Here is an 11,225-nt window from a genome sequence, read left to right on the forward strand (position 1 = left end):
CAACATCCCCAAATTGCTCCCTCAATCCTTTGAGGAAGCTTCTGAAACGAAATATCAGGGGGGTCACTTTTGGACGCCGATTACCCCAATACAGGGGTCAAATTTGCATGCCGGTTCACACGCAAATGGCGGACTTGTCACGCCAAGCCATGCTGCACCGTGGAACTCCCCCGGAATCTTTCGAACGCTCTTGTCGTCGTTGAACGACGAGACGGCAGCGCTCTATCTCAAGGCATCGGCGATCCCCAGTTACTTTTTCTGGGGGTTGCAGTTTCTACGCAACTCGACCCCGGCTCGATATTACCGAACCATCGAACGAAACAGCCGGCTCGCGCACTATAGTCTTGGGGTGCTAAATGATCTCACCAAAGAACTGGATCTGAGATTCGACGGTGAGCGACGCGGAACGATCATGTTCTATCGCAATCAGTCGGCTTTTGACCGCGTCAAGCGCATCAATGAATATGTGGCAAACTCCGGCGTCCACGTCGCGCAGTGTTCGGCAGAAGATCTCGTCCGGCTGGAACCCGCCTTGGGCGATATCGAGGACAAGCTTTGCGGCGGTTTCTACTATCCGGGCGACCAGCATGGCGACGCATATCTCTATTGTCGGGCGCTGGCCGACAAACTCACGTCGAATGGCGTCGATTTTCGGTTTGGCCAATCCGTGACCGGTTTTGAAACCAGCGGGCGGCGCGTGACCGGCATCGTCACCGACAGGGAACGCTTTGATACCGATGCCGTGGTCTTGGCGACAGGGTTCTGGAGCGCTATGCTTGGTCGGCAACTGCGTCTTCGGCTGCCGATCAAGCCGGTGAAGGGCTATTCTATCACCTATGACATATCAAGTGTGAACATTCGGCCGGCAATTCCTGTAGTCGATGACGAGTTGCATATTGGCCTGACACCTCTCGGAGACCGTATTCGCTTTGTCGGGACTGCAGAATTCAGTGGGTACTCGCCAGACATCAATCCCAAACGGATCGAAAGTCTGCGACGTGCCGCACTAGCCACCTACCCCGGCATGGCATCGATCGTGAACGATGCTGAACCGATCACCATTTGGTGCAATCACCGACCGATGACACCGGACTGCCTGCCACTGGTCGGGCAAACCGGGCTGGAAAACGTCTACCTGAATACAGGTCACGGTTATCTCGGCTGGACTACAGCCAGCGGCACGTCGCGCGCAGTGGCTGATCTCATCGTTGGGCGAGACACCAGTTTGGCACTGGACGACTACAACATTAGCCGTTTTTGAAATGCCCTTAACACAGGAGAATACAATGGCAATCGAAGCAATCGGCGGCGCAGTGGTTCTTGCGGACGGCACGCCTGTACCTCTGTCCAAAGCGATCCGCGCAGGAGATTTCGTTATGCTGTCCGGCCAACTGGCCTTTGGCCCTGACGGCAAGATCGTCGATGGCGGTATCGAAGCCCAGACGCGCCAGTGCCTCGACAGCATCAAGGCCCTCCTTGTCTCGGTCGGCGCCGGATTGGAAAACGTGGCCAGGGTCACCGTTTGGTTGAGCGATCCAGAAGATTTCGGGAACTTCAACCGGGTCTATGCCGAGTATTTCTCATCGGTTCCCCCTGCCCGTTCGACCGTTTGCTCCGCGCTGATGCTGCCCGATGCCAAAGTGGAGATCGAGGCAACGGTTTTCTATCCGAAGCCTTGATCTACAAAGTTCGAGCGGCCCTGATCGAGCTTCTCGATCTGCCCGAGCAGATCCGTGGCTATGGTCATATGCGCGAACGCCATGCACAAGCCACCCAAAAGCGCCGGCAGGAACTGAAGGGCGCAATCCTCAACAGAAATGTCGATGCAGCTTGACCGCCGCATATCCGAATTCTGTTTTTCGCCTCAGGAGGGCACATAATACAACTCAGATCTGACAAGGTAACCGTCGGGGCCATGAAGACCGGGGCGCGCACGCCCTGACCATTCGCTACCACCGTATAGAAGCTCTCCGCGCGTGGAAAGTAGCCGCCAGCATCGCCTAAGGCCTTCATCAATGGCGCTGACCGCCACCCCTTCGGTTAACGTGACAACTCCGGCGAAAGCCAGGACAGCGAAGCATGCATCCACGGGAAACCATTCTTGCTCAGCAACCTCTTCTGCCAGCTTGCTATATGTGCAGCGCGCGTCCCAGGCCCTTGAGCGCGGATTCCTGTGTGGTTTCTCCAAGCGTCGGATGCGCGTGGATTGTGTCGCCGAGATCTGTCAGCCGCGCGGCCATTTCCAGGGCCAGCGAGAACTCTCCGGCCATTTCCGAAACACCCGCGCCCACGGCCTGAATGCCCAGGATCAGCTCCGAGCTCGGATCGTAGACCACCCGCACCAGCCCGTCGCTGCGTTCCATGGTCATCGATCGGCCATTGGCGGCAAAGGGGAACACGGCCGCGACCGATCCGGGAACCTCGCCAGGCAGCGCACCAACCGTCACGATCTCGGGGTCTGTGAAACAGACCGCCGGAATGGCCTTCTTGTCCCAGACCGACGGCAGGCCGGCGACATGTTCCGCAACGATCGTTCCCTGCGCCATGGCGCGATGCGCCAGCATCGGGTTGCCTGTCACATCGCCAATGGCGTAGACGCCGCGCATCGAGGTGGCGCCGTATGCGTCGGTCGCGATGAACTTGCCGTTCATGCTGAGGCCGAGGTCTTCCAGTCCGAAGCCATCGACGACGGGCGCGCGCCCCACCGTGACCAGGATCTTGTCGGCGAGAATGTCGATCTCGTCCTTGCCCAGATCGACCACCAGCGCCGTTTCGTCTTCCGATAGCCCCTTGGCCTTTGCGGACAAATGCACGGTAATGCCCAACTCCTTGAGACGCGCCAGCACGGGCTTGGTCAGTTCGGCATCGTATTGCGGCAGAATGTGCTCTGCCGCTTCGACCACGGTGACTTCGGCGCCGAGCTTGGCCATCGCGGTTCCGATCTCGAGCCCGATATAGCCGCCGCCGACAATGGCGAGTTTCTGTGGAACCGTTTCGAGGTCCAGTGCTTCGGTGGACGAGATGACAGTCCCACCGAATGGCAGGAACGGCAGTTCGAAGGGCTTCGATCCGGTGGCGATCACTAGGGATTTGCAGGTGATCCGAGCCGGCCCGTCCGCCGTCGCGACCTCGACGGTCTTTCCGTCAATGATCCGGGCCTGGCCCTGAACATAGCGCGTCTTGGCCTTCTTGAGCAGGCCCGAGACGCCGCCGGTCAGCCGTTTGACGATGCCGTTCTTCCACGCCACCGTGATGGCCAGATCAATCGACGGCGCTCCGGCGGAAATGCCCAACTCGTTCTCGCCGGCAAAGCTGCGGGCCTTGGCGAATTCGTCGGCCGCATGGATCAGCGCCTTGGACGGGATGCAGCCCACGTTCAGGCAGGTTCCGCCGGGTTTCTGGCCTTCGACCACGATGGTATCGACGCCAAGCTGCCCGGCGCGGATGCCGCAGACATAGCCGCCGGGGCCCGCGCCGATGATCAGGAGGGTACAGGTGAGCGATGTCATTTCTCAGGTCTCCATGAAGATCAGCGCCGGGGTTTCCAGCAGGCTCTTGATGCGCTGGACGAACACCGCCGCGTCCCAGCCATCGATCACCCGGTGGTCGAAACTGGCCGATATGTTCATCATCTTGCGCGGCACGAATTGGGTTCCGTCCCACATCGGGCGGGTCGCCATCTTGTTGATCCCGAGGATGGCTACCTCGGGGTGATTGATGATCGGAGTGGTCGCCAACGCCCCGAGCGGACCCAGCGAGGTGATGGTGAAGGTCGAGCCGGTCAACTCGTCGCGCTTTGCCTTGCCGGTGCGGGCCGCTTCGGACAGGCGCGTTATCTCGGCGGCGGTCTGGAACAGGTCCAGCGCCTCGGCGTTGCGCAGCACGGGCACCACCAGCCCGGCGTCGGTCATGGTGGCGATGCCCGCATTCACCGCAGCATGGCGCAGGATGATGCCGTCATCGTCTAGGTAATGCGCATTCATCTCGGGGTGGTCCAGCACGGCCTTTGCCAGCGTCGCCGTGACGAAGGGAAGGACCGTCAGCTTCGGCTTGTCGCCACGCCCCGCGTTGAGCTTTTCGCGCAACTCTTCCAGCGCGGTGACATCGACCTCTTCCACCACGGTGATGTGGGGAATGCGCGCGTTGGCTAGCGCCATGCGCTCGGCGATCTTGCGGCGCATGCCGATGACCTTGATCTCTTCGGTGCCGGTGCGGGCGGCGCGCCCGGGGGGGGCGGCCTGGCCGGGGGAGCGGCGAGGCATGTCAAAGACCGCGTCGATATCGGCATGGGTAATACGCCCGGCAGGACCGGAACCTGCGATCTGGCGCAGGTCGAGACCGGCTTCGCGGGCGCGGGCCCGGACCGAGGGCGATGCCAGCGGCGGCTGACCTTCGGCGCGCGGCGCGCCGTTGGCAGGGACCGCCGATGCGCGGGCGGGCGACGGTCTGGCCACAGGCTGGACGGCAGGTTTCGCAGCGTCCACCTTGGACGCGGTTGCCGCCGGCGCTTCGGGCGACGGCGTATTGCCGGAGGATCCCGCACCTGCATCGGTTTCGATCAGAACCAGGTCGGAGCCGACCGCCAGAACCTCGCCGACACTGCCGCCCAAACGCACCACCTTGCCGGAATAAAGAGACGGAATCTCGACGGTTGCCTTGTCCGTCATCACGGCGGCGATCACATCGTCCTCTTTTACGATGTCACCAGCGGCCACGTTCCATTCCGCCAGTTCCGCCTCGGTCACGCCTTCGCCGACATCGGGAAGCTTAACCGCGACGATCACCTTGCCCGCCGGAGCGACGGGTTTCTCGGAGGCGGTGACGGGCGCGTCTTCGACAGTCGGCACTACCCCTTCCGGCTCCGGGGCCCGAGCCGGTTCATCGGCGAGATCAGCCGAAACGGGCGCCTCGGCATCGGTTTCGATCCGCACGAGGTCGGATCCGACAGCGAGCGTGTCCCCCACCTCGCCGCCGATCCATGTCACGGTGCCGGAGTAGAGCGAGGGGATCTCGACGGTCGCCTTGTCGGTCATGACGGCGGCCAGCGTGTCGTCTTCCCTGACAACATCGCCGATCTTGACATGCCATTCGACCAGTTCCGCCGCGGTCACGCCTTCGCCGACATCGGGGAGTTTGACTGCAAGGATCTTCATTCAGTCCTCCATCGTTTTTTGCAGGGCTCTGATCACGCGTTCGGGACCGGGAAAATAGTCCCATTCCGTCGCGTGCGGATAGGGTGCATCCCATCCCGCGACACGCTGGATCGGCGATTTGAGGTGCCAGAAACATGCCTCCTGAACCTCGGCGATCAACTCGGCGCCGAAACCGCTGGTACGCGTGGCCTCGTGGATCATGACGCAGCGCCCAGTCTTTTCGACCGAGGCCTTGATGGTCTCCAGATCGAGCGGCAGGAGGCTGCGCAGGTCGATGATCTCGGTGTCGATGCCGCATTTCTCGACGGCGGCCTCGGCGATGTAGACCATCGTGCCATAGGCCAGGATCGTGACATCGGAACCGGCACGGCGGATATCGGCCTTGCCGATCTCGACGGTGTAATGGCCTTCGGGCACTTCGCCGGCGGGATGCTGCGCCCAGCCGACCGATTTGCCGGAGTGATCGCCGTAGAACGGGCCATTATAAAGCCGCTTGGGTTCGAAGAAGATCACCGGATCCGGGTCTTCGATGGCCGCGATCAGCAGGCCCTTGGCGTCGTAAGGGGTCGATGGCATCACCACCTTGAGGCCCGCGACATGGGTGAACAGCGCCTCGGGGCTCTGGCTGTGGGTCTGGCCGCCGAAGATGCCGCCGCCGGTTGGCATCCGGATCACCAGCGGGCAAGTGAACATCTCGTTCGAACGGTGCCTGAGGCGTGCCGCCTCCTGCGTGATCTGGTCATAGGCGGGGTAGACATAGTCGGCGAACTGCATCTCGACGCAAGGCCGCATACCCTGCGCCGCCATGCCAACGGCCATGCCGACGATGGCGCTTTCGTTAATCGGCGTGTCGAACACGCGTTCTTCGCCATATTTGGCCTGAAGCCCGGCGGTGCAGCGGAACACGCCGCCGAAATAGCCGACATCCTCGCCAAAGACGAGCACTTTGGGGTCATCGTTCAGTTTCACGTCCATGGCGTCGCGCAACGCCTCGATCATCGTCATGCGGGTCATGTCAGTATCCCATTTCCTGGCGCTGGCGATGCAGATGTTCCGGCATCTCCGCATAGACGCCCTTGAAGATCGTCGCTGGCGAAATCGGTTTCGGGTTCACGAAAGTGCCATGCGTTTCGACCTCTTTCTGCACGGCGGTCACCTCGTCGAGGAGTTCCGCCTCGGCCTGCGTGTGACGCTCTTCCGACCAATCGCCCCGCAGGATCAGGTGCTGCTTGAGCCGTTCGACCGGATCGCCCAGCGGCCAAGCCCTGGCCTCGTCCTTGGGACGGTAGGCCGACGGGTCGTCCGATGTCGAATGCGCCGCCACCCGATAGGTGAACCATTCGATCGCGACCGGGCCGAACCCCTTGCGCGCCCGGTCTATCGCCCATTTCGACACGGCCGTGACGGCAAGGTAATCGTTGCCGTCGACCCGAAGCGCGGGAATGCCGTAACCGCGCGCGCGCGCCGCATAGGTGCGCGATCCGCCGGTCGCAACGCCGGTATAGGTCGAGATGGCCCATTGGTTGTTGACGATGTTGAGGATCACCGGCGGCCGGTACACCGAGGCGCTGAGCAGCGCGGAATGGAAATCGTTCGACGCGGTCGCGCCATCGCCGATCCAGCCCGCCGCGATCTTTCCGTCGCCGCTGAGCGCGTTGGCCATGGCCCAGCCGACCGCCTGGATATACTGTGTGCCAAGGTTGCCGGAAATACTGAAGAACCCGTAGTCGCGCGACGAATGCATGATCGGCAACTGACGCCCTTCAAGCGGGTCGCACTCGTTGGAATAGATCTGTCCCATCAGGTCCTTCAGCGGATAATCCGCCGCGATCAGCAGGGTCTGCTGCCGGTAGGTGGGAAAGTTCATGTCGCCTTTTTCAAGCTGGCGCTGGAAACCGCAGCCGATGGCCTCTTCGCCGGTGCATTGCAGGTAGAACGAGGTCTTTCCCTGTCGCTGCGCGTTGAGCAGGCGCTTGTCCACGGCGCGCATCTTGAGCATGTCGCGCAGGCCCAGCAACAAGGCGTTCCGGTCCATACCGGCGACGTAGTCCGCCCAGGGTCCAACAGCTTCGCCCGCGTTATCTAGAACCCGGATCAGGCCGTTGGCATAATCCTGGGATTCCTCCGCGCGCAGATCGGGCGGCGGCACGCCGAGCGCCCCGGCAGGCGGGGTCACGATGGACGAGAAGTCGGGTTTGTCCTGCGGGCGTGCGGGCGGGTGCGGGAAGGTGAGTTTGAGTTTCTCGGTCATTTGGCCTGCATCCTCGTGGCGGCATCCAGACGGATGACTTCTCCGTTCAGCATGGTGTTTTCGGCGATGTGAATGGCCAAGGCCGCGAATTCGGCAGGCTTGCCCAGGCGTCGCGGGAACTCGGAGGTCAGCGCCAGCGCATCCTGCACCTCCTGCGGGAATCCGGTGACCATCGGCGTCGCGAAAATGCCCGGCGCGATGGCGACAACACGAATGCCGCTCTTGGCCAGATCCCGCGCCATCGGCAGGGTCAGGCCGATGACGCCCGCCTTGGACGAGGCATAGGCCAGCTGACCCATCTGCCCCTCGTAGGCGGCGATCGAGGCGGTGTTCACGATCACACCCCGTTCGTCATCCTCGTTGAGCGGGTCGGCTGTGGACATAGCTAGCGCCGTTTGCGTGGCGACATTGAATGTCCCGATCAGGTTCACCCCGACGACCTTGGCGTAGAGGGCGGGGTCATGCGCTGCGCCGCGCGACACGGTCTTGGCGGCCGGTGCGATCCCGGCGCAATTGATGCAGATACGCTCCTGCCCCTGCATGTCCCGCAGCTTGGCCAGGGCCGCCGAGACCGCAACGGCGTCCGAGATGTCGCATTGCGCAAAGGACGCGCCGATTTCGGCCGCAAAGGCCTGACCGGCAGCTTCGTTCATGTCCAGAATGCCCACCGGCATGCCGCGTTCGCGCAGGGCGGTGGCGACGGTCGCCCCGAGGCCGGAAGCCCCGCCCGAAACGATGGCGGGCGTCGTTTGTCCTAGTTTCATTGCTGGAACCTCCGTTTCAGGTCGCGGGAGATGTTGATTCGCTGCACATCGGACGTGCCTTCGTAGATCTGGCAGACGCGAGCGTCGCGATAGATGCGCTCGACCGGGTATTCCGACAGGTAGCCGTAGCCGCCCAGCGTCTGGATGGCGTCCGAGATCACGCGTTCGGCGGTTTGGCTCGCGATGAGCTTGGCAATCGACGCCTCGCGCAGGCAGGGCTGGCCCAGATCCTTGGTCCGGGCGGCGTTCAGCACCAGTTGGCGGGCGGCCTCGACCTGGGCATCCATGTCCGCAAGGCGGAACGCCACGGCCTGGTGCTCGAAGATCGGCTTGCCGAAAGTGACCCGTTCCAGCGCATAAGCAGTGGCGTATTCCAGCGCCGCCTGCGCCATGCCAACCGATTGCGACGCGATGCCGATACGGCCCGCTTCGAGCGAGGACAGCGCGATGGCCAGCCCCTGCCCTTCTTCGCCGATCAGGGCGCCGGCGTCGAGCCTGAGGTCTTCGAATGTCAGCGCGCAGGTGTCGGAAGCCTTCTGGCCGAGCTTCCTTTCGGGCTCGGCGACGATCAGTCCGGGAGTGTCCTGTTCGATGTAGAAGGCCGAAATGCCCTTCTTGCCCGCATCCGGGTCGGTGACGGCAAAGGCGATGGTGGCGCCGCCAATCCGGGCCGAGGTGATGAACTGCTTGGCGCCATTCAGCACGTAGCCGTCATTGCTGCGCGTCGCGCGCGCCTTGATCGCGGCGGCATCGCTGCCGGTGCCGGGCTCGGTCAGGGCAAAGCAGCCGATGAACGCGCCCTGTGCGGCGGGCTTCAGCCAGGCGTCCTGCTGCTCTGGCGAGGCAAACCGCTGGAGGATGGCGCAGAACGGCGCGTTGTGCACCGACATCATCGTCGATACCGCACCGTCGCCGGCCGCCAGTTCCATCAGCGCCAGCGCATACGAGACATAATCTGCGCCAACGCCGCCAAGCTCCTCGGGCACGGTCATGCCCAGAAACCCGAGCGCGCCCATCTCGGCGATGATCTCCGCCTCGATCCGCCCGGCGGCCTCGCGCGCGGCCGCGCCGGGCGCCAGCTTCTCTTGCGCGAATTGTCGGGCCATGTCACGGATCATGGCCTGTTCTTCAGTAAAAATGCCGGTCATCGTCTCACTCCCTTTCGATCGCGACGGCCAGAGCCTCGCCGCCCCCAATACAGATTGCCGCCACACCGCGTTTCAGGTCGCGCTGTTCAAGCGCGTGTAACAGCGTGACCAGAATGCGCGCCCCGCTGGCCCCGATCGGATGACCCAGAGCGCAGGCCCCGCCATTGACGTTCACCCCGTCGTCATCAAGGCCAAGGTCCAGCATGAACGCCATGGCGACAACGGCGAAGGCTTCATTGACTTCCCACAGGTCAACATCGGCAACTGTCCAGCCGATTCCGTCCAGAAGTTTTTGCACGGCACCGACAGGGGCCGTGGTGAACAGCGCGGGCTCCTGGGCGTGGCCCGCATGTCCGACAACCCTGGCGCGGATCGCGGCGCCCTGCTCCAGAGCCGCCTCGCGGGACGAAAGCACCACTGCGGCGGCGCCGTCCGAGATCGAAGATGCGTTGGCCGCCGTTACCGTCCCATCCCTGGCGAACGCGGGTTTGAGCTGCGGGATCTTGTCGATCCGGGCATTGCGCAGCTGCTCGTCGGTCGCTACCACGGTTTCGCCTTTGCGCGACGAGATGGTGATCGGCACGATTTCCCGGGCAAGCCGCCCCTCCGCGGTCGCGGCCAATGCGCGTTCCAGCGAGGCGATGGCAAAAGCGTCCTGACCATCGCGCGTAAACTGGTAGTCGCTGGCGCAGCGTTCGGCGAAACTCCCCATGAGTCCCCCTTCGTAGGCATCCTCAAGACCGTCGAAAAACATGTGATCGACCAGCGTCGTATGCCCCAGTCGCGCACCCGACCGGGTGGACGGCGCCAGATAGGGTGCCTGCGACATGCTCTCCATGCCTCCGGCCACCACGATCCTGCTCTGGCCGGACTGGATCTGGCTGCACGCCTGGATGACGGCCTTCATGCCCGAACCGCAGACCTTGCTGGTGGCGGTCGCCGGTGTGGACAGCGGCAACCCGGCGCCAAGGCTGGCTTGCCGCGCCGGAGCCTGGCCGACCCCCGCAGGCAAGACGATGCCCATGATGGTTTCATCGACCGTTGCGGCCGAGACCCCAGAGTCCGCAAGCGCAGCTCGGATGGCCGCGGCCCCCAGTTCCGTCGCCTTGAGATTGCTGAGTTCCCCTTGGAACGCCCCCATCGGAGTGCGTTTCGCCGCCGAAATCACAACATCGGTCATCTTTCCATCCCCCGATTGCAAATTTAACGGGCATGATACTCGCATTCTCGGGCAATTCTTGCCTTTTCACCCCTTAATATGCGAAATACTGGCTGAACCAGCCAACAATTTCGAAAATCTAGGACATCCATGCAGACTCTGGACGAAACCGACTTGAGAATCCTGCGCGCCATGCAGCGGGATGGCGGAATGACCGTCGCGCAGATCGCCGAGGCCGCAGGCATTTCCCAATCGCCCTGCTCGCGGCGGATCATCCAGATGCAGTCGAAGGGGATCATCGCGAGCAGGCATGTCAAGCTGGACAGGCGGTTGCTCGGGTTCAACGCGGTCATCGACGCCCGCGTGAAACTCAAGATGCACGACCGAAAGGCGCTGGAAGATTTCAAGCGGGAGGTTCGGGCGATCCCGGAAATTCAGTCCGCCGTCCTCCTGCTCGGCGAGTTCGACTTTCATCTGCGCCTCGTCGTGCGCGACATCGACCATTATCAGGAACTGCTGCAAGATCGGTTGGTCAGTCTCCCAGGCGTTCAGGAACTGCAAAGCCATGTGATCCTGGAAGTCGTCAAAAACACGACGGCGCTGCCTATCTAGACGTGAACCCGTGTCAGTTTAGTATCCACGCTTTGGAGCAAACCCTCCGACTTCCAGTCGGAAGCGCTTCAGCGCGAAGAATCGTCGTATGATCGTATCCTCCCGAAAATGAGCCGGAGCCGGATCGGAGGCTCATTT

Annotated in this window: 11 protein-coding genes; 4 read left to right on the forward strand and 7 right to left on the reverse strand. The window is 62.6% G+C overall.

The genetic code is table 11. The annotated features are described in order from the left end of the window. The 3 genes from QO034_RS22425 to QO034_RS22435 form a co-directional block, all read left to right on the forward strand. Nucleotides 1-1,261, forward strand: a 1,261-nt coding sequence (locus QO034_RS22425) for an FAD-dependent oxidoreductase (protein ID WP_284487737.1), incomplete at its 5' end; no start/stop codon positions are given. Nucleotides 1,262-1,286: 25 nt separating this feature from the next. Beyond that, a complete protein-coding gene (locus QO034_RS22430) occupies nucleotides 1,287-1,679 on the forward strand; it encodes a RidA family protein (RefSeq protein ID WP_284487738.1) in 393 nt (130 codons plus the stop codon). After that, nucleotides 1,676-1,834 carry a DUF6537 domain-containing protein gene (locus QO034_RS22435; protein WP_284487739.1) on the forward strand — a complete coding sequence of 53 codons (159 nt, stop codon included), beginning with the start codon at nucleotides 1,676-1,678 and terminating at the stop codon, nucleotides 1,832-1,834. Before QO034_RS22430 ends, QO034_RS22435 begins: the two co-directional genes overlap by 4 nt. A 295-nt stretch (nucleotides 1,835-2,129) precedes the next feature. Here QO034_RS22435 and lpdA read toward each other — a convergent pair whose 3' ends face one another. From lpdA to QO034_RS22475, 7 genes are read right to left on the reverse strand one after another with little or no spacing between them, the layout of a single operon-like run. Then, the gene (gene lpdA / locus QO034_RS22440) at nucleotides 2,130-3,509 is read right to left on the reverse strand and encodes a dihydrolipoyl dehydrogenase (RefSeq protein WP_284487740.1); all 1,380 of its coding nucleotides are present in this window, start codon (nucleotides 3,507-3,509) and stop codon (nucleotides 2,130-2,132) included. Nucleotides 3,510-3,512: 3 nt separating this feature from the next. Beyond that, on the reverse strand, nucleotides 3,513-5,153 hold the full coding sequence (locus QO034_RS22445) for a 2-oxo acid dehydrogenase subunit E2 (protein WP_321170035.1): 1,641 nt from the start codon (nucleotides 5,151-5,153) through the stop codon (nucleotides 3,513-3,515). Then, nucleotides 5,154-6,167, reverse strand: coding sequence for an alpha-ketoacid dehydrogenase subunit beta (locus QO034_RS22455; RefSeq protein WP_284487741.1), 1,014 nt, complete (start codon nucleotides 6,165-6,167; stop codon nucleotides 5,154-5,156). It lies immediately after the preceding gene. Nucleotide 6,168: 1 nt separating this feature from the next. Next, the gene (locus QO034_RS22460; RefSeq protein WP_284487742.1) at nucleotides 6,169-7,404 is read right to left on the reverse strand and encodes a thiamine pyrophosphate-dependent dehydrogenase E1 component subunit alpha; all 1,236 of its coding nucleotides are present in this window, start codon (nucleotides 7,402-7,404) and stop codon (nucleotides 6,169-6,171) included. Then, complete coding sequence (locus tag QO034_RS22465) at nucleotides 7,401-8,168, reverse strand: SDR family NAD(P)-dependent oxidoreductase (RefSeq protein WP_284487743.1); 768 nt, start codon at nucleotides 8,166-8,168, stop codon at nucleotides 7,401-7,403. The genes QO034_RS22460 and QO034_RS22465 overlap by 4 nt, the downstream gene beginning before the upstream one ends. Further along, nucleotides 8,165-9,316, reverse strand: a complete 1,152-nt coding sequence (locus tag QO034_RS22470; protein WP_284487744.1) for an acyl-CoA dehydrogenase family protein — start codon at nucleotides 9,314-9,316, stop codon at nucleotides 8,165-8,167. Before QO034_RS22470 ends, QO034_RS22465 begins: the two co-directional genes overlap by 4 nt. Before the next feature lie 4 nt (nucleotides 9,317-9,320). After that, nucleotides 9,321-10,496, reverse strand: a complete 1,176-nt coding sequence (locus tag QO034_RS22475) for a thiolase family protein (RefSeq protein ID WP_284487745.1) — start codon at nucleotides 10,494-10,496, stop codon at nucleotides 9,321-9,323. Between the two features lie 129 nt (nucleotides 10,497-10,625). Between QO034_RS22475 and QO034_RS22480 the strand changes: the two genes are divergently transcribed. Then, nucleotides 10,626-11,087: an Lrp/AsnC family transcriptional regulator gene (locus QO034_RS22480; RefSeq protein WP_284487746.1), complete on the forward strand. Its 462-nt coding sequence runs from the start codon at nucleotides 10,626-10,628 to the stop codon at nucleotides 11,085-11,087. The last annotated feature ends 138 nt before the right edge of the window (nucleotides 11,088-11,225 follow it).

This window comes from Sedimentitalea xiamensis (genome assembly GCF_030164465.1).
GTDB lineage: Bacteria > Pseudomonadota > Alphaproteobacteria > Rhodobacterales > Rhodobacteraceae > Sedimentitalea > Sedimentitalea xiamensis.